Here is a 17,761-nt window from a genome sequence, read left to right as displayed (position 1 = left end):
TGCCTCCGGGTCTAGACCTCGTTCAGGGGGTTCGGCGGCGGGTCGCCGGCGAGGACTGCGAGCGCGTTGTCGAGCGCGAGCGTTCCCATGTTGTCGACGGCCTGCACGGTCTGCGCGCCGAGGTGCGGGGTCACCACCACCCGATCGGCGAGGTCGTCGGCCAGGAGCGGGCTGTCGTGGCCGGCGGTGTCGCCCTGCAGCACGTCGGCAGCGTACGCGCCAAGGGCGCCCGAGCGCAGGGCGCGCGCCACGGCGTCCTCGTCGACGAGGTCGGGGCGCGCGGTGTTGACGAGCACGGCGCCGGGCGGCAGCAGGGCCAGCCGGGCGGCGTCGGCCACGAGCTGGCCGCCGGGCGCGTGCAGCGTGACGAGGTCGGACTCGTGGAACACGTCGTCGAGAGTCGCCGCGGTCGCACCGAGGTCGGCGAACCGCTCGGCCGGGAGGAAGGGGTCGGCCGCGAGCACGCGCGACCCGAATCCGCTCACGCGGCGGGCGACGCCCTGCCCGATGCGGCCGAAGCCGACGATGCCGACGGCGAGTGCGCCCAGCTCGCGGCCGCGGCGCACCGACCAGTCGCCACGGCGCACACGCCGGTCGCCGTCGACCGTGTGGCGCAGCGCGGCGAGCATGAGCCCGACCGCGTGGTCGGCGACGGCGTCGGCGTTCGCGCCCGGCGTGTTGGCGACCCACACGCCGCGGCGGGTCGCCGCCTCGATGTCGACAGCCTCGACCCCGACGCCGTAGCGCGCGACGATCCTCAGCCGCGGGGCGGCGGCGAGGTGCTCGGCGGTCACCGGCCCGGTGCCAGCGACCCAGGCGTCGGCGCCGGCCAGCAGCGGCGCGAGCTCGTCGAGGGCGTGGTGCGACGGGCCGCGCACGACCTCGTGCCCCGCGGCGGCGACGCGCGCGTGCAGGTCGGCTTCGCCGTCGCCGAACGACCGGCTCGTGACCAGGATGACGCTCATCCCCCGAACCACCCCTCCAGCGAGTCGTACGCGGCGCGGAACCGCGCGTGCCGCTTCGCGTACTCGGCGTGGCGCGCGCGGTCGGGCACGAACTCGGCGGTCACCTCGCTGAGGCTGCGTGCCGCGGCGAAGTCGGCCACGCCGAACGCGACGGCTCCGGTCACGGCGGCGCCGAGGCTGTTCGCCTCCTCGACGACCGAGCGGCGCCGCACCGGCACGCCCCACACGTCGGCGAGCAGGCCCAGCCAGACGTCGCTCTGCGCGCCGCCGCCGACGGCGTCGATGCGGTCGATCGCGGCCCCGGCGGCGCGGAACGCGTGGATGCACGTGAGCAGGTTGAAGGCGACGCCCTCGAGCACGGCCCGCATGAGGTGCGCGCGCGTGTGGTGCCGGCCGAGGCCGACGAACGCGCCGCGCGCGTCGGGGTTCCACAGCGGCGAGCGCTCGCCGAGGAGGTACGGCAGAAAGTACAGGCCGTCGGTGTCGACGGCGTCGGCCGCGTCGGCGAGCGCGCCGGTGTCGGGATGCCGCGGGTCGGCGGAGAGCGCCTCGGCGATCCACTGCACCGATGCGCCGCCGGCCTGCATCGTCGCGGTGGGCACAAAGCTGCCGGGAACGACGTTGTCGAACGTGAACGTGCGCATGGCGGGGTCGTGGAGCGGCGCGGCGCTGGCGAACGAGATCCATGACGACGTGCCCAGGCACACGTACGCGCCGTCCTCGGGCGCGACGACGCTCGAGCCGACGGCCGCCATCGGCCCGTCCCCACCGCCCATCGCGACGCGCACGTCGCCCGACAGCCCGAGGGCGTCGGCCGCCGCCGGGAGGAGGGCTCCCACGACCGTGACCGAGTCGACGATCTCGGGGAACAGCGCGCGGTCGAGCCGCGCGGCATCCAGCACGTCCGACGACCACGCGCCGGCCGCCTGGTCGTACGCGTTCGTGCCCGACGCGTCGGAGCGGTCGGTGGCGAGACGGCCGGTCAGACGCAGCACGATGTAGTCCTTCGCGACGCAGAACGAGCGCACCCGCGCCCACGCCTCGGGCTCGTTGTCGCGCACCCACATGACCTTCTCGACCGAGTAGGTCGGGTTCAGCCGGTGGCCGAGCACGCGGTACGCGTGCTCCTCGCCGATCGCGGCCGCCAGCTCGCGCTCCTGGGCGGCCGAGCGCGTGTCGGCCCAGATGATGGCGGGGCGCACGGGTTCGCCTGCGGCATCCAGCAGCACGGCTCCCATCATCTGGCCGCTGACGACGAGGCCTGTGACCGAGCGCGGGTCGATCTCCGACTTCGCCACGAGCGCTCGCGTCGCGCCGACGACGGCGTCCCACCAGTCGTGCGGGTTCTGCTCGGCGACGCCTCCGGTCGCGAAGTGCGCCGGGTACCCGACCGTCACGGAGGCGACGAGGCGCCCGTCCTCGTGGTGCAGCGACGCCTTGTTCCCCGTCGTGCCGAGGTCGTGGGCGATGATCACGGTCGCCCCTCAGCCGTTGTACGGCCGCAGGTCGAAGCCTCCGTCGGCGCCGCGGTAGGCGCGCAGGCCCATCCCGTGCTCGAGCACCCAGCCGTAGTCGTGGCCGGCGACGCCCGGGTACACGGCGAGGAACGAGTAGGGCTCGTCGCCGACGTTGACCGAGCGGTGCGCCCAGCCCGGCGGGATGTAGCCGATCGTGCCGGGAAGCATGTCAAGCCACTCGGTGCGCTCGCCGTCGAACATGAGCAGTCCGCCGCGGCCGTGCAGCGCGAGGTAGATCTCGCCCTGGTGGTCGGGATGCTGGTGTCCCTTCGTCATCCACAGCTCGCCGCCGGTCGCGCCCGCGTGGATCGTCGTGATCGACTGCGGCAGCTCGCGGTCGGTCTCGGGCACCGGGCTGCTCACGACGGTGTAGACGACGGGGTTGTCGCCCGCCGCCGACGCGGCCCACGCCTCGTGGTCGAGGAAGAGGCCCTCCAGGTCGCTCATCCGGCGGGTGAGAGTCGGCCCTTCCGGGCTCAGCGTGGCCGTTTGCGCGTCGAACTGGATCGCAAACGGCGCGATGGGAGGGGCGAAGAACTCTGGCACGCGTCTGTCTCCTCGACGGCTCTGTCACGGGGCCTGTAATAACAGGTGAGTCTAGCTGTCACTACAGGTCGCGTCCAGCGCGGGCGGGTCGCGTGGATGGCGCCAGCACGGCCTGATGCCGCGCGTCAGCCGCGCGCGGCGCGGCGCACCGACTGGCGCTGCGCGCCCAGGCCCTCGATCTCGATGTCCATGACGTCGCCGTCGGCGAGGTACGGGAACCGCCCCGACAGCGCGACACCCTGCGGCGTGCCCGTGTTGACCACGTCGCCGGGCTCGAGCACCATGTACTGGCTCAGGTTCCACACCAGCTCGAGCACGGGGAAGACCATGTCGGCCGTCGACGAGTCCTGGCGCGGCTGGCCGTTGACGGCCGAGCGCAGCCGCAGCGCCTGCGGGTCGACCTCGTCGGCCGGCACAAGCACAGGGCCGAGCGGGTTGAAGGTCTCGGAGCACTTGCCCTTCGACCACTGCCCGCCCGAGACCTCGAGCTGGTACGCGCGCTCGGACACGTCGTTGGACACCGTGTAGCCGGCGATCACGTCGGCGGCGGCCTCGGGAGAGGCGAGATAGCGCGCGGGCTTGCCGATGACCACCGCGAGCTCGACCTCCCAGTCCACCTTCTCGGCGCCGGGGGGAAGAAGCACGTCGTCGTCGGGCCCGACGACGGTGTTGGGATGCTTGAAGAACACGACGGGATGCTCGGGCGGAGCCGAGCCAGACTCGGCGGCGTGCGCGGCGTAGTTCATGCCGATGCACACCACCGCCGACGGACGGGCGATGGGCGGCCCGATCCGCAGCCCCGCGGCATCCGCCTCGGGCAGCGCGCCTTCCTCCAGCGCGGCACGCGTCCGCGCGATGCCGTCGGCGGCCAGGAACGCGCCGTCGATGTCGGCGGCGACAGGCGACAGGTCGCGCACGACCCCCGCGTCGTCCCGCACGAACGGCCGCTCGGCGCCCGCGGGCCCCAGTCGCATGAACTCCATCGGCATCCCTTCCCCGCGCGAGGCGCGATCGCGTCCGCACTCACGATACTGAGCCCGTTGAGTTGCCGCGAAACGCGCGTCGCGCCGCGCATCGCGGCAACTGGGCCGAGGTGCGGGCGGTCCAGCCGCGTTCGGTTGCCGCGAAACGCGCGACCGGGCGCAGAACGCGGCAACTCGACAGCGCGGATGAACGGGGTCAGCACGAACGATCCCCCCGGAGCACGCTCCGGGGGGATCTGCACTGCGCGGTCATGGGGTCAGAAGTTCTGCGGTGCGGCGCCGGCCCATGCGGCGATGGTGCCTGTGGCGGTGCCGAGCACGCCCGTCGGGGATGCAGCGTTCTGACGGGTGTGCGTGTCCGCAGCGGCCTCGGAGGAGGCGGGGGTCGTGTCGGAGGTGAAAAGGCTGAGCAGGTTTTTGATGTTCATGCATCCAGTGTCGTCGCCCCTTTTCGATACGTCCAATGATAAGTTCACATACAATCAATGCGTAAATCGTATCGATTGGAAGAGCATGGACACCGAGGCGCTGCGCTGGTTCCAGATGGTCGCCGACGGGGCGACCGTCACCGAGGTCGCCGAGCTCGAGATGAAGTCGCAGCCCAGCGTGTCGCGCGCCCTCGCGCGCCTCGACGACGAGGTGGGCGCGCCGCTGTTCCGGCGCTCGGGCCGGCTCCTGGCCCTGACCCACGCCGGCGCCGCCTTCCACCGGCATCTGGGTGGCGCCTTGCACCGACTCGACGACGGGCTCGCCGCGGTGCAGCAGATCGCCGATCCCGAGACCGGGACGGTGACGCTCGCCTTCCAGCCGTCGCTCGGGACCTGGCTGATCCCCGACCTCATCGGCAGCTTCCGCAGCACTCATCCGCGCGTGCGCTTCGACTTGCGCTCGAAGGCCGACGAGCACGTGCCCGCCGTGGGGCCGCGCAGCGCCGTCGACCTCGAGCTGTCGACGCTGCGGGTCGACGACGCCGACCGCGCGTGGCGTCCGCTCGTGCGCGAGCCGATCCGGCTGCTCCTGCCCAGCGGGCACCGGCTCGCCGACCGCCGCAGCGCGACGCTCGCCGAGGTCGCCGACGACCCCTTCGTGTCGCTGCGCGAGACCTCGGTGCTGCGCACGCAGCTCGACCGGATCTGCGCGCGCGAGGGGGTCCTCCTCGACATCGCGTTCGTCGCCGACGACCTGCCGACGCTGCGCGGGTACGTCGCGTCGGGCCTGGGCACAGCGATCATCCCGGCACGCTGGGACGCCGGCGCGATCGAGCCGTCGTCCCCGCGGGTGCACTACCTCGAGCTCGACGACCCCGAGGCATACCGCAACGTCGGCTTGTCGTGGTTCCGCCCGCGGCGGCTGCTGCCGGCCGCCGAACTCTTCCGCGCGCACATCCTTGCCCGCACCGAGAGCGGCGGGCTGCCGCATCCCGTTGCCATCCCCTGAGGCGGAGAAAGTCAGCGACCGGGGGCGCGCAGCCAGACCGTGGTCTCGCCGGGCAGGTCGCCCGCGACCGGGCCGCTCGCGATCAGGATGTCGCCCGCCGGCAGCGGCGCCGGCTCAGCGCCGAAGTTCGCGACCACCTCCCAGCCGCCCGGGCGCGCGAAGTGCAGGATGTCGGGCGCGGCCGGCATCCACTCCAGCGACTCCTCGGTCTGCAGCTCGCGCCGCAGGGCGAGGGCGTCGCGATAGAGCGAGAGCGTCGAAGCGGGGTCGCTCTGCTCGGCCTCGACCGAGTACTCTCCGAACCACGCCGGCTGCGGCAAGTGCGCCCCGTCAGCGCCGAACCCGAACGACGAGCCCTCGCGCGACCACGGCAGCGGCACGCGGCATCCGTCCCGTCCGATGTCCACGCCGGGATTGCGGAAGAAGGCGGGGTCCTGCCGGTCGGCGTCGGGAATCTGCCCGACCTCGGGCAGGCCGAGCTCCTCGCCCTGGTAGAGGTAGGCCGAGCCGGGAAGCGCGAGCATGAGCAGCGTGGCCGCGCGAGCGCGTCGCAGCCCCTGTTCCGCGTCCACGGCCGCGGGGTCGCCGCCGTCGAGCAGCCACTGCTTCCCGGCAGCCGGGGTGCGGTCCTCCACCAGGCCGTAGCGGGTCGCGTGCCGCACGACGTCGTGGTTGGACAGCACCCACGTCGAGGACGCGCCCGTCGCGTCGGCGTCGTCGAGGTTGTGCGCAATGACCTCGCGGAACCGCGCCGCGTCGAAGGCCGACTCGAGCAGGTCGAAGTTGAACGCCTGGCCGAGACCCTCACGAGAGGCGTAGCGGCCCCGCCGGTGCGCCGCCACCCACGCCTCCGCGACGGCGGTGCGCGGCGGGTCGTACTCGTCGAACACCTCCCGCCACGCGCGATAGACGTCGTGGACGTCGTCGCGGTCCCACAGCGGGTGCTCGCCGTCGTGGAACATGTCGCGGCTGAGCAGGATGTCGCGCAGCGCGTCGAACGCCGGGTCGAGGTTCTTCTTCAGCCCGTGCGCGACATCGACACGGAAGCCGTCCACACCGCGGTCCGCCCAGAAGCGGAGGGTGGCGAGGAAGTCCTCGTGCACCTCATTGTTGTCCCAGTTGAAGTCGGGCTGCTCTTTCGCGAACAGGTGCAGGTACCACTGCCCCGGCGTGCCGTCGGGCTCGGTGACGCGCTCCCACGCACTGCCGCCGAACATCGACTGCCAGCGGGTCGGCGGCAGCTCGCCGTGCTCGCCCTTGCCGTCGCGGAAGATGTAGCGGGCGCGCTCGGGCGAGCCCTTCGGGGCTGCGAGCGCCGCGCGGAACCACTCGTGGCGGTCGGAGGAGTGGTTCGGAACGATATCGACGACCACCTTGATGCCGGCGCCGTGCAGCGCGGCGACCATGTCGTCGAACTCGGCGAGGGTGCCGATGCGCGGGTCGACGTCGCGATAGTCGTCGACGTCGTAGCCTCCGTCGGCGAGCGCTGACGGGTAGAACGGGCTCAGCCAGACGGCATCCACTCCGAGATCCGTCAGATACGGAACCTTGGCGATGATGCCGCCGAGGTCGCCGATACCGTCGCCGTTCGCGTCGGAGAAGCTGCGCGGATAGATCTGGTACACGGCGGCTTGGCGCCACCAGTCGGCAGAGATGCTGTTGGTCACGTCCTAAATATATCCGTCGAATTTACTAGGCATGCTCATCGACGGCCGCGGCCGAGAGCCGACGGGCGAGGAGGGGGATGGCGATGCTGCGCGCCTCCTCCCGCGCCGCCGCGATCGCGCCCAGGGCGACGACGTCGCCGCCGAGCCGCGAGGCCATGATTGTCGGGGCGGGAAGGTCGAGGGCGCGGCCAACGCGGCGCGACGCGCTGGCGATGACGTCGTCGAGCGCGTCTGCCACGGCGCCGCACACGACGATGCGCTCGGGGTCGTAGAAGCTGCCGAGCACGCCGCAGATGCGGGCGAGCAGAGCACCGAGCTCTTCGACGAGCGGACTCGTCACGGGGTCGTCCGCCCGAATGTGGGCGAACTCGGCCTGCGCCGTCAGGTCAGCGTCAGGAATGCGCGCCAGCGGGTGGGCGGCGGGGACGCGGCCGTCTGCCCGCGCCGCGCGCACCCACTCGTCGGCCCGCTGGCCGATCCCGTGCGCGCTACCGACGCCTGACACGTGGATGAACGCGTCGAGCTCGCCGATGCCGCCGTGGGTGCCGCGGACCAGCCGCCCTTCCAGCACGACGCCCGCGCCCATGCGACTGCCTGCGAGGAGTGCGACGAAACTCGGGATTCCTCGGGCGGCCCCCACGGAGCCCTCCGCCACCGCGGCGAGCGCGGCGTCGTTCTCCACACGAACAACAGGGAAGCGGTCGGCGAAGAAGTCTCGGAAGCCAGGATTCATCCGCTCCCAGAAACGCTCTTCGTGCGCGGGGGAGCGGCCCGAGGTATCCACGGGCGCCGGCACGCCCACGGCGAGCGCGAGAACGTCTTCGGGCCCCGCCCCGGCGTCGGCGATCACCCCTTCGATCGCTCGCGTGGCCGCCGCTCGCCGCTCGTCGGGCGAGTCGTGGAGGATCCCCACCTCGTCGTGTCGTTGAACCAGCACCGCGCCCGAGAGATCGGCGGCAATCGTCGTGAAGCGGGTACGCCCGGCATCCAGTCCCACGATGATGCCCGCGTCGGCGCGGAGCTCGAAGCGCCTGGCGGGGCGGCCCGTGCGGTAGCCGCGCTCGGAGCGGGCGTTCGCCAGCTCGCGGATGAGGCCGAGCTCGATGAGCCGGTCGATCGCGGAGATCGCGGTGCTGCGCGTCAGCCCCGCCGCCGCCATGATGTCGTCGGTGCGGAACACGCCCGTGTCCCACGCGTGGTCGAGCACTGCCGCCGTGCTCGCTCGCGTCGACGACGACTCGTCACCGAGCGGGATGGTCATGAATCCGCCCCCATCCTTGACGTCTCCTTCGGGCGTGCGCTAGCTTGTGGTGTTAATTCGAGTCTTATATCTAGTAACCAGATAAAGGCGGAGAATCCAGCCATTCCAATGGAGGACGAGCTGATCCGCGATCCGCACCCAGACTACTTGCCGGGTTCGTTCGGCATGCCTTCGTGGTGCCGACGACTCGAAGCGCGCAGTACCCCACACTCGATCGCCCCACGATCGATCAACTCGACCTGAAGGTCAACGACGGCGAGTTCGTGTGCGTCGTCGGCCCGTCGGGCTGCGGCAAGAGCACGACGATCCGCATGCTCGCGGGCCTCGAGTTCATCACCGGCGGCCGCGTGTACATCGGCGGCAAGGACGTGTCGGCGGTTCCCCCGCGCGACCGCGACATCGCGATGGTGTTCCAGAACTACGCGCTCTACCCGCACATGACAGTCGCCGCCAACATCGGCTTCCACCTGATGCTGCAGAAGACGCCGAAGAGCGAGATCGACGAGCGCGTCCGGCATGCGGCGTCGCTGCTCGACCTCGAGGAGTACCTCGACCGCAAGCCGGGGGGAGGAGCTGGGGTTGCACGAGGTCGTCGAGATCGGGCTCGCCGAGCGCCAAGACCCGCACTTCCTCCGCACCGGCGGGGCCGACGTCGGCCGCGATGGATGCCGGGTGCCCCTGCCGTGGGAGGCGGCGAGGCCGACGTTCGGGTTCGGGTCGGGCGGGACGCATCTGCCGCAGCCGGAGTGGTTTGCGTCGCTCGCGGTCGACGCGCAAGCATCCGATCCGGCCTCCATGCTCTCGCTGTACCGGCGCGCGCTGGCCCTGCGCCGCGAGCTGCAGTCGGGCGAGCAGCTGGAGTGGGTCGAGACGGGGCACGACGACGTGCTGCGCTTCCGTCGCCCGAACGGCTGGGAGGTCGTGACGAACTTCGGCTCTGAGCCCTATCTGCTCGACGACGTGAGTGTTGTGCTCGCCAGCGCGCCCGCGCCGATCGGCGTCGTGCCGGCGGAGACCACCGTGTGGCTCGGCCCCGAGCGCGGCTGAAGCCCGCCGCGACCGCCTCCGGCGCGGTCGCCTTTCGCGACGCGGTCGCCTTTCGCGAAAGTGGCGCGTGACGCCGCATCCCTCGTCCTGACGAGGCACGACGCGACACCTCGGTCGAGGGCGCGCTCGCGAAGGTGGCGCGTGTTGTCGCATCGAGCCACGGGATGCGGCGTCAGCCGCCACTTCGGCGGGGGTGTGATGGTGCGAGCCCGGGGAGGGATGGCGCGGCGAGGACGGGCCTAGGCGCGGCGAGGACGGGCCTGGGCGCGGCGAGGGACGGCCTAGAGGCGGCGGGCGTCGTGGGCGCGCAGCGCGTCGACGACCCGCAGCGTGGCGAGCGCGCGCGCGTGGTCGGCCGAGGCATCCCGGTCCCCCGCGACCAGCTCCGCGAAGCGCCTCACCTCGAACACCATGTTGTTGTCGGGGCCGGCCAGCTCGTGGCGGGCGCGGGAGCCGTCGAGCAGGGCGAGCTCCGCCCACCGCGGGCGCGCGACGCTGTCGAAGGTGAGCGTGCCGAGCTCGCCCTGGATCTCGTTCGGGCGGTCGGATGCCGTGATCTTCGAGTACGACAGGTCGACCACGAACTCGGGGTACGCCGCGAGCGCCGCGCCCGCGCCGTCGGCTCCGGTCGCGATCGGCGCCGACGCGCCGACGGCCCGATCGGGCTCGCCGAACAGCTGCACCATGGCGCTTATGCAGTACACGCCGAGGTCGTACAGCGCGCCACCGGCGAGCGCCGGGTCGAAGATGTTCACCGTTTCGCCGGCCAGCACGAGGTCGTAGCGCGCGGAGCGCTGGCACATCCCCAGCGACGCGCGCCGCACCGGGCCCACCTCCCGCACGAGGTCGGAGACCGCCGCGATCGCAGGGTCGTACGCGCTGCGCATCGCCTCGAGCACGACCGCGCTGTGCTCTCGAGCGGTCGAGACGAGCGTCTCGAACTCCGCCGCGGTCGGGGTGGCGGGCTTTTCGAGCAGCACGTGCACTCCGGCATCCAGCGCACTGCGCGCTTGCTCGAAATGGATGGCGTTCGGCGACGCCACGTACACGGCGTCGATGTCGCCCGAGGCCAGCAGGGCCGGCAGGTCGGACGACGTGTGCGGGATGCCGGCCTCGGCCGCGAACCGCACGGCCCGCTGCGGATCGCGCGAGAACGCGGTGGTGACGGCGATCTCGGGCACGTCGGCCGCGGCCTGAAGGAACGTGCGCACGATCGCGCTGGTGCCGATGGTGGCGAGTCGGATGCGGGCCATGCCAGCACGCTACCGCGTCGCCGGCCTGCTTCAGTTGCCGCAAACCGCGCCCCGTGCCCGCGAAACGCGGCAACTCAACGCTCCCCCGGCCTGGCTACGGCGTCGCACGCCAGCGATATGATTTCGGGCGGACCCGAGGAGAGCAAACGTGAGCGTGTCGTGGCCGCCACCGGCGAACTTCCGCGATCTCGGCGGCATCCCCGTCGCCGGCGGCACCGTGCGCCCGCGGCAGGTCTTCCGCAGCGACGACGTCACCCACGCGCCCGACGGGTTCCTCGACGAGCTCGTGCACACCCACGGCGTCACGCACGTCATCGACCTGCGCTCGACAGAGGAGTCGCGCAGCGTCGACCGCGGCCGGCTCGAGTCGCGCGGCATCCACTACCGCAACATCGCGCTCGGCGCGCAGTTGTTCGTGGGCCACGCGCTGCCGCGCACGGTGCGCGACATGGGCGAGTTCTACTGCCGGCTCGTCGACCAGCACGCCGCCGACCTCGTCGCCGCCCTCGGCCTCATCGCGGCGAGCCCGCGGGGGGTCGTGTTCCACTGCGCGGTGGGCAAGGACAGGACCGGGATGCTGGCCGCGTTCCTGCTCGCAGCGCTCGGCGCCGACGACGACGCGATCGTCGCCGACTACGGCGTGACGCAGAGCAACCTGCCGCTGCTCGTGCAGCGCTGGCGCGCGATGGCCCAGCTGGCCGACGACCTGCCCGGGCTGCCTCCGCTCTCGGTGATCGCCGCGCTCGATCCCGACGACATGCCGGTCCTGATGACCGCGCCGGTCGAGGGCTTGCGGATCGCGATGGCGCGGCTGCGCGAGCGCGACGGCGACCTCCTCTCCCCGCTGCGCGCCGCCGGCTTCGACCAGGCACTGCACGACGCGCTGCGCGCACGGCTCGTCGAGGCATCCCCCTGACGCTCAGCGCCCGGCATCCTCGGCGAGGACCTCGCCGAGGATCCGCGCCGCCTCGGCGAAACGATCCGGGTGCTCGCCGGCGTAGTTGAGCCGCAAGTGCGGTCCGGACGGCTCGGCGGGGAACCACTCCCCGCCCGGCGCGACGACGAGTCCGCGCACCTCGCACTCGCGCACGGTCCGTTCGAGATCGGTGCCCTCGGGTAGCCGCAGCCACAGGTTGAGCCCGCCGACCGGGACGCTCTCGACGTGCGCCGACGGGGCGTGCGCGCGCACGCTCTCGAGCAGGGCGTCGCGGCGGGCGCGCAGTCGCGGCCGCAGCCCGCGCAGGTGGCTGCGCCATCCCGGCTGCGTCACGACGTCGAGGGCGGCGGCCTGCAGCAGCCCGCTCACGTACATCGAGTCGGCGGCGCGGTCGGCGAGGATGAGGAACGCGCCGTGCGCGCGCACGGTGTCGAGCACGGCGCGGGAGGTCTCCACCGGCCACTGGCCCCCGGTCGGATTCGCGAACGTCGGCTGCGCGTAGAACGCCCGCGCCCCCGTGTGCGCGAGCGCGCGCTCCACGGCGTCCGGGTCGGGCCCGGCCGGCCCGGTCGGAATCGGCACGAGCACGACACCCGCCTGCTCGGCGGCGAGGATCGCGCCCCAGTACGTCGGCGACTCGACGACGAGCGGCTGCCCGCGCCCGACGACGGCGCGGAAGACCGCGCTGAGCCCGCCCTGGCTGCCCGGCACGATCAGCGCGTCGCGCGCGGCGGCGGGGGTAATGCCGGATGGCGCGGCCTCGGCGAGCGCGGCAGCGAACCACGCCTGCAGCTCAGGCATCCCGCCCACCGGGGAGCGTGTGGTCGCGGCTTCGGTGCGCGCCGCGCGGGAGCCGGTCATGAGCATCCTGTGGGCGGCGCTGCTGCTGCGCGAGCACATCGGCTGGCCGACGCCGCTCGGCGGCGTCGCGGTCATCGGGTGCGCCGCGCTCGCCGTGCGCACGCGCCGGCGTCGAGCGGGCTGAGCCGGGGAGTGCCGGCACCTCCGCCGCGTGCCGAGCACAGGAAAAGGGCCGGGGGAAGGATGCCTCGGGCCACATGCATCCTCCGCCGGGTACATTTCCTGTCCCCGGCGCCACACACGCCCCCGACGCCGCACGCGCCTCGGCGGCGTCGGCCATGATGGGTTGGTGAGCCTCGACATCCCCGCCCTCCGCGACGCGTTCCCCTCCCTGCGATCCGGCATCGCGCACTTCGACGGCCCGGGCGGCACGCAGACGCCCGCCGTCGTTGGCGACGCGATCGCGCGGGTGCTCACTGCTCCGCTTTCCAACCGCGGCGTCGGCATCCTCAGCGAGCAGAACGCGGAGGATGCCGTCCTCGCCTTCCGGCACGCGTACGCCGACCTGCTCGACGCGAGCCCCGACGGCATCGTCTACGGCCGCAGCGCCACGCAGCTCGCGTACGACTTCTCTCGACACCTCGCGAAGGCGTGGGGGCCCGGCGACGAGGTCGTGGTGACCCAGCTCGACCACGACGCCAACGTGCGCCCGTGGATCCAGGCGGCCGAGCGCGCGGGCGCGACGGTGCGCTGGCTCGAGCTCGACCCCGCGACGGCCGAGCTGCGGCTCGACGCGCTCGACGACGTCGTCACCGAGCGCACGCGGCTCGTCGCCGTGACGGCGGCATCCAACCTGCTCGGGACCAAGCCGCCCGTCGCCCGCATCGCGCGACGCGCGCACGAGGCAGGCGCGCTCGTCTACGTCGACGGCGTGCACTTCGCGGCGCACCAGCGCGTGAGCCTGCGCGCGCTCGGGGCCGACTTCTTCGTGTGCTCGCCGTACAAGTTCTTCGGCCCGCACTGCGCTGTGCTCGCCGCCGATCCGGCGCTGCTCGACACGCTCACGCCCGACAAGCTGCTGCCGTCGACCAACGAGGTGCCCGAACGCTTCGAGTTCGGCACGCTGCCGTACGAGGTCATGGCGGGCGCGACCGCGGCGGTCGACTTCACGGCATCCCTCGGCGACGGCGCGACGCGCGCCGAGCGGCTGACCGACGCCTTCGAGCGGTACGACGCACACGAGCTCGCGCTGCGCCGGCGCGTCGAGGAGGGGCTGGCGGCGCTCGGCGACCGCGTCGTGGTGCACTCGGTCGCGGCCGATCGCACGCCGACCCTGTTCTTCACGCTGCCGCGCCACGACCCGCAGGAGGCGTCGCGCTTTCTCGCCGAGCGCCTCGTGCACGCCCCCGCCGACACGTTCTACGCGTACGAGCCTTTCCGCGCGCTGGGCGTGGCGGCCGACGCCGGCGTGCGCGTGGGGCTCGCCCCGTACAACACCGAGTCCGAAGTGGACCGGCTGCTCGCCGCGCTGGCGCACTTCCTCAGCTGACAGGATGCCGCGGCCCGCCGCCGCGCAACGGCGCGTTTCGCCAGATCAGGCGATTTCGCGCAGTCAGGTCGTTTCGCCACAACTCGACCTGACTGCGCGAAATCAGGAGATTTCGGTTGGTTCGTCAGGGGGCCGAGGGGGGCTGGCTGCCGCCCTCGCCGCCGCCGGGGCCACCACTGGCGCCCGGGCCGCCACTGGCGCCGGGGTCGCCGCCGGCTCCCGAGCCAGACCCGGCGGAGTCGCCGCCGGTCGGCGTCGTCGTGGTGTCGACGCGGGCGACGAGGGATGCCTCGTAGCCGCTGGCGACGTCTCCGGTCACCGTCGCCAGCTGCAGCTCGCCGCCGTCGTTGCCGAACACGTTGTCGGTGGCCAACGAGACTTGCGAGAGGTTGGCGGGCGAGGTCTCGTACTCCGCCTCCTGGTAGACGACGTTCAGCATGTCCTCGGGGAAGGCGAGCTGCGAGGTGGCAATCGCGTTCGTCGAGTCGGTGATCGAGTCGACGTCCGGATACACCTCGAAGTGGATGTGCGGCCAGCGGCCCGTGTAGCAGGCCGGCACGATCGAGGTGAACGTGACCGTTCCGTCGGAGCCGGTCACCTGCACGCCGCGCAGCCAGGTCTCGTTCTCGACGCCCTCCGAGTACAGCGAGTAGCGGCCCTGCGCGTCGCAGTGCCACGCGTAGACGGCGACGCCCTCGAACGGCACGTCGCCGTTCGCCAAGTCGGTGATCGTGAGAGTGAACACGAGCGGCACGCCCTCGACGGCCGTGGTGCCGCCGATGCTGGTGCGGATGTCGCTGCGCACAATGCCCGCCTCCTCGAGCACGTCGGGGCCGTTCGAGCCGTCGGCGGGGTACGGCCCAGCCGTCTCGTCGGGGATCTCGCCCGTCGTCGAGGTCGACCCGGTCGCACTCGACGAGCTCGACGGGGTGGCCGCGTTGGAAGCGCACGCGGCCAGCACTGCGGCCCCCGCGCCGAGCCCCATGACCGTGAACAGGCGGCGGCGGGTGATGAGCGTGCGCAGGTCGAAGGCGACACCCTGGTCGACCACCTCTTCGTCAGGCCTGTCGAGCAGCCGCCCCTCGTATACCGGGCCGTCCGGCGTCTGCTCCGGTTCCGGAAACTTGTTCATGTTCAAACCTCCCAGTGGTGTTGTGCCAGCATGTCGCACGCATCCCGGCCGCGTCTATGCCTCGCCTATGCGATTCCCCTGACGGGTCGACCCGGGCTTAGGGGAGGGATGCCACGAGCTCGATCTCCACGAGCGCCCCGAGCGGCAATCCCGCCACGGCCACCGTCGTGCGAGCCGGGTGCGGCGCAGTGAAGAAGGAGTCGTAGACCTCGTTCATGCCGGAGAAGTCGTCCATCGACGCGAGGTAGACGTTGACTTTCACGGCATCCTCGAACGACCCGCCGACCGCGCGCAGCACGGTCTCCAGGTTCCGCAACGCTTGCCGTGTCTGCTCGCCGATGCCGCCGTCGACCAGCGCGCCGGTCTCGGGGTCGATCGGCGTTTGGCCCGACAGGAAGACGAGCGACGATCCCGCCGCGCGGGCGGCGACGGAGTAAGGCCCGATAGGCGGAGGAGCGCCGGGAGCGCTGAACGGGATTCGTGGCATCGACGCCAGGCTAGCGCCAGACTCGAGGCGTAAAGGCCGACCTCAAGAAGCAGCTCGTCGTGACGCAGAGGCACAGGTCGAGAATCGAGCTCGTCTGGAGCCCCCGCTCGCTACCACGCGGTCGCCACCGCCGCGTGCGCGCCAAGCAGCGGCACGACCGTCTCGGCGGGGGCGCGCCCGATGCCGCACTCGGTCGCCACGCCGAACGCCGGCGCGTGCCGGGCAGCCGCCTCGATGCGCCGGCGCGCGCCGTCGGCGAGGTCCTCGCGGTGCACGAGGCCGAGGTACAGCTCGGTCTCCGGGCCCAGCGCTAGCTCGTCGAGAGGCGCGAAATAGGCGTCGTCGTCGCGACCGATCGGAACCGGCAGGTGCACCCATTGGATCGAGCGCTCCACGCCCGCCGCGAGCAGGTTCGCGAACCGCGCGAGGTTCGCAGTGTCGGCCGGTTCGAAGAAGTGCTGCTCGCCCGCGTCGCCGTAACAGAGGTGGTAGCCGAGCTCGACGGGCTCGGGCACGTGCCGTGACTGCTCGACCGCCCGCCCGATGACGCCCGCCCACACGTCGTCGAACCAGGGCGTGTAGGCGCCGCCGAATCGCTCGGGGTAGCCCGCGCCCTCGATGAACGCGAACTCGACCGCCGTGTCCCACTGGATGGCGAGGTCATCGTGCGGAACGGCGGCGAGGATGCGGTCGAGCTCGCCGTATAGCGCGGCGGCGTACACCGGCTCGAACGCCGCCCGCTGCTCGGCCACGACGAAGGCGCCCACGACGGCCGCCGGCGTCGGCAACGACACTTGGAAGCGCGTGCCCGGCGCGATCACTCCGGCCTCGCGCAGCGCGCGGAACTGCTCCCACGACTGGAGCGCCGAGTCGGCGTAGCCGAGGGGCGCGAGCCGCAGCGACGCGATGTCGACACCATCGGCGACGCGGATCGGGCGCAGATCCAGGCCCTTGAGCAGCACGGGCTCGTCGCCCACGCGCTCGATGCCGGGAGTCGCGGCGATGCGGTCCGCCTGGAACGCGATCCAGTGGAAGCGCGCGCCTGGCTCGCCGTCTGGCACGCGCTTGAGGTGTCCGCCAAGCGTTTCCGCAGCGGTGCGGAACGTCGTCTCGGCGTCGGGGAGGTTGATGCTGCCGACCAGCAGCGCACCCTGCACAGTGGCCATGTTCGTCTCTTTTCGCGTCGGGGAAGCCACACGACTTCCCACCGGATGGGAAATCGCAGCCAGTGCCCAGCCGCCGAAGCGGAACGTCGGGCGCGAGGCTTCGCGTCAGCCTGCGAACGCGCCCATGCTCGCACACGACGGCGACGAGGGGGGATGCAGCGAAACTTGCCGTCACACAACCTCATCAGTTGCCCCGCGAACGATCGGGGGTCAGCGGTCCGGTTTCAGAACAGTTCCCACAGGGCGGTGCAGCTGCCGGCCAACACAACGAACACAACGAACAGGCCCACGGTGATCCACACGCGCGCCGGCGAGTCGCGTGGCTCGTCCGCGTCGTGGGCCGCCGACTCGACGTCGGGAGTGTCGGTCATGCCATCCCCGCCAGCCTCGAGACATCCAGCACGATCGCGACGATCAACACGACGAACACGACCGCCATGAACCACGTGTACATCCACCTGCTGCGGTGGTTCGACACCCAGAAGCGGCGCACGCTGATCACGCCGTTGACGATCGCGAACAGGCACAGCGCGAGGCTGAGCGGCGCGGCGACGAACCCCGCGACGGCGGTGATCGGGATCAGGATCGGCACCAGGAGGTAGCTGATCAAGCAGCGCACCCCGGAGACGATGATCGCCGTGCGGAAGGCGCGGTGGGCGCCGGCGACCTTGCCCGTGTCGGTCGACGACACGCGCAAGAGGCGGCGCATGAACCGATCGGCGGGCGGGACCGGGCGCGCGGCGCGCGTCACGACGCCCTCAGGAGTCGTCGCCTCCTGCTCTGCAACCGCGCCCACGCTCCGATGCTACCGCGGGGCGCTGAGATCGGAGGCGCCATCGTGAGGCCGACCGCGGCGCCCACCTCGCCGCGTTTCGTCTCGCTTCGCTCGCTCAACGACCGGGGACCGCTCACCCACCGAGGGACCGCTCACCGACCGGGGGCTCGCGCGGCGAGCGACGCGGCGGCGGCCGCCGCCCAGCGCGCGGGCTCGCGCAGCGACGCCGCAGCATCCC

At 72.3% G+C, this 17,761-nt stretch carries 19 protein-coding genes and 1 pseudogene; 6 read left to right on the top strand and 14 right to left on the bottom strand.

Translation table 11 applies throughout. From position 1 onward, the window contains the following. Positions 1-11: 11 nt before the first annotated feature. The 5 genes from QM611_RS04000 to QM611_RS03980 form a co-directional block, all read right to left on the bottom strand. Complete coding sequence (locus QM611_RS04000; protein WP_415078609.1) at positions 12-965, bottom strand: phosphoglycerate dehydrogenase; 954 nt, start codon at positions 963-965, stop codon at positions 12-14. Then, entirely contained in the window at positions 962-2,440 is a 1,479-nt protein-coding gene (xylB, locus tag QM611_RS03995; RefSeq protein WP_415078608.1) for a xylulokinase, read from the bottom strand. The genes QM611_RS04000 and xylB overlap by 4 nt, the downstream gene beginning before the upstream one ends. A 9-nt stretch (positions 2,441-2,449) precedes the next feature. Continuing rightward, on the bottom strand, positions 2,450-3,028 hold the full coding sequence (locus QM611_RS03990; protein WP_415078607.1) for a glucose-6-phosphate isomerase family protein: 579 nt from the start codon (positions 3,026-3,028) through the stop codon (positions 2,450-2,452). Positions 3,029-3,153: 125 nt separating this feature from the next. Then, a complete protein-coding gene (locus QM611_RS03985; protein WP_415078606.1) occupies positions 3,154-4,011 on the bottom strand; it encodes a fumarylacetoacetate hydrolase family protein in 858 nt (285 codons plus the stop codon). A gap of 257 nt (positions 4,012-4,268) precedes the next feature. After that, positions 4,269-4,439, bottom strand: a complete 171-nt coding sequence (locus tag QM611_RS03980; RefSeq protein ID WP_415078605.1) for a hypothetical protein — start codon at positions 4,437-4,439, stop codon at positions 4,269-4,271. An 85-nt stretch (positions 4,440-4,524) separates the two neighbouring features. On the opposite strand from QM611_RS03980, the gene QM611_RS03975 reads away from it, so the two are divergent. Next, entirely contained in the window at positions 4,525-5,448 is a 924-nt protein-coding gene (locus QM611_RS03975; protein ID WP_415078604.1) for a LysR family transcriptional regulator, read from the top strand. An 11-nt stretch (positions 5,449-5,459) separates the two neighbouring features. On the opposite strand, the gene QM611_RS03970 is transcribed toward QM611_RS03975, so the two are convergent. Both QM611_RS03970 and QM611_RS03965 read right to left on the bottom strand, forming a co-directional pair. Further along, complete coding sequence (locus tag QM611_RS03970) at positions 5,460-7,115, bottom strand: glycoside hydrolase family 13 protein (RefSeq protein ID WP_415078603.1); 1,656 nt, start codon at positions 7,113-7,115, stop codon at positions 5,460-5,462. A 25-nt stretch (positions 7,116-7,140) separates the two neighbouring features. Beyond that, entirely contained in the window at positions 7,141-8,376 is a 1,236-nt protein-coding gene (locus tag QM611_RS03965) for an ROK family protein (RefSeq protein WP_415078602.1), read from the bottom strand. 173 nt (positions 8,377-8,549) lie between these two features. Here QM611_RS03965 and QM611_RS03960 point away from each other — a divergent pair. Beyond that, a pseudogene (locus QM611_RS03960) lies at positions 8,550-8,969 on the top strand (ABC transporter ATP-binding protein); the annotation flags it as partial. Further along, positions 8,956-9,423 carry a hypothetical protein gene (locus QM611_RS03955; protein ID WP_415078645.1) on the top strand — a complete coding sequence of 156 codons (468 nt, stop codon included), beginning with the start codon at positions 8,956-8,958 and terminating at the stop codon, positions 9,421-9,423. The pseudogene QM611_RS03960 and the gene QM611_RS03955, both read left to right, overlap by 14 nt. A gap of 281 nt (positions 9,424-9,704) precedes the next feature. Here QM611_RS03955 and QM611_RS03950 read toward each other — a convergent pair whose 3' ends face one another. Then, positions 9,705-10,676 (bottom strand): Gfo/Idh/MocA family protein, encoded by a 972-nt coding sequence (locus QM611_RS03950; RefSeq protein WP_415078601.1) that lies wholly within the window; start codon positions 10,674-10,676, stop codon positions 9,705-9,707. A 148-nt stretch (positions 10,677-10,824) separates the two neighbouring features. Between QM611_RS03950 and QM611_RS03945 the strand changes: the two genes are divergently transcribed. Beyond that, on the top strand, positions 10,825-11,592 hold the full coding sequence (locus QM611_RS03945; RefSeq protein WP_415078600.1) for a tyrosine-protein phosphatase: 768 nt from the start codon (positions 10,825-10,827) through the stop codon (positions 11,590-11,592). A gap of 3 nt (positions 11,593-11,595) precedes the next feature. On the opposite strand, the gene QM611_RS03940 is transcribed toward QM611_RS03945, so the two are convergent. Then, on the bottom strand, positions 11,596-12,474 hold the full coding sequence (locus tag QM611_RS03940) for an aminotransferase class I/II-fold pyridoxal phosphate-dependent enzyme (protein ID WP_415078599.1): 879 nt from the start codon (positions 12,472-12,474) through the stop codon (positions 11,596-11,598). Between QM611_RS03940 and QM611_RS03935 the strand changes: the two genes are divergently transcribed. Together QM611_RS03935 and QM611_RS03930 are read left to right on the top strand one after the other, a co-directional pair. After that, the gene (locus QM611_RS03935; protein WP_415078598.1) at positions 12,473-12,598 is read left to right on the top strand and encodes a hypothetical protein; all 126 of its coding nucleotides are present in this window, start codon (positions 12,473-12,475) and stop codon (positions 12,596-12,598) included. The two genes, QM611_RS03940 and QM611_RS03935, sit on opposite strands and share 2 nt — an antisense overlap. Positions 12,599-12,763: 165 nt before the next feature. Continuing rightward, on the top strand, positions 12,764-13,963 hold the full coding sequence (locus QM611_RS03930; RefSeq protein WP_415078597.1) for a cysteine desulfurase-like protein: 1,200 nt from the start codon (positions 12,764-12,766) through the stop codon (positions 13,961-13,963). 124 nt (positions 13,964-14,087) lie between these two features. Here the strand turns inward: QM611_RS03930 and QM611_RS03925 are convergent, their stop codons facing one another. The 5 genes from QM611_RS03925 to QM611_RS03905 all read right to left on the bottom strand — a co-directional run bounded on the left by QM611_RS03925 (position 14,088) and on the right by QM611_RS03905 (position 17,544). After that, positions 14,088-15,095: an intradiol ring-cleavage dioxygenase gene (locus QM611_RS03925; protein WP_415078596.1), complete on the bottom strand. Its 1,008-nt coding sequence runs from the start codon at positions 15,093-15,095 to the stop codon at positions 14,088-14,090. 97 nt (positions 15,096-15,192) lie between these two features. Beyond that, positions 15,193-15,582, bottom strand: coding sequence for a RidA family protein (locus tag QM611_RS03920; protein ID WP_415078595.1), 390 nt, complete (start codon positions 15,580-15,582; stop codon positions 15,193-15,195). Positions 15,583-15,692: 110 nt separating this feature from the next. After that, positions 15,693-16,748 carry a hypothetical protein gene (locus QM611_RS03915; protein WP_415078594.1) on the bottom strand — a complete coding sequence of 352 codons (1,056 nt, stop codon included), beginning with the start codon at positions 16,746-16,748 and terminating at the stop codon, positions 15,693-15,695. A 224-nt stretch (positions 16,749-16,972) separates the two neighbouring features. Continuing rightward, positions 16,973-17,119: a hypothetical protein gene (locus tag QM611_RS03910; protein ID WP_415078593.1), complete on the bottom strand. Its 147-nt coding sequence runs from the start codon at positions 17,117-17,119 to the stop codon at positions 16,973-16,975. After that, complete coding sequence (locus QM611_RS03905) at positions 17,116-17,544, bottom strand: hypothetical protein (protein WP_415078592.1); 429 nt, start codon at positions 17,542-17,544, stop codon at positions 17,116-17,118. Before QM611_RS03905 ends, QM611_RS03910 begins: the two co-directional genes overlap by 4 nt. Positions 17,545-17,761: the final 217 nt, after the last annotated feature.

Source organism: Microbacterium sp. (assembly GCF_047606685.1).
Classification (GTDB): Bacteria; Actinomycetota; Actinomycetes; order Actinomycetales; family Microbacteriaceae; genus Microbacterium.
Note: the sequence above shows the minus strand (reverse complement) of the source record. Positions and strands in the feature narration are given on the sequence as shown.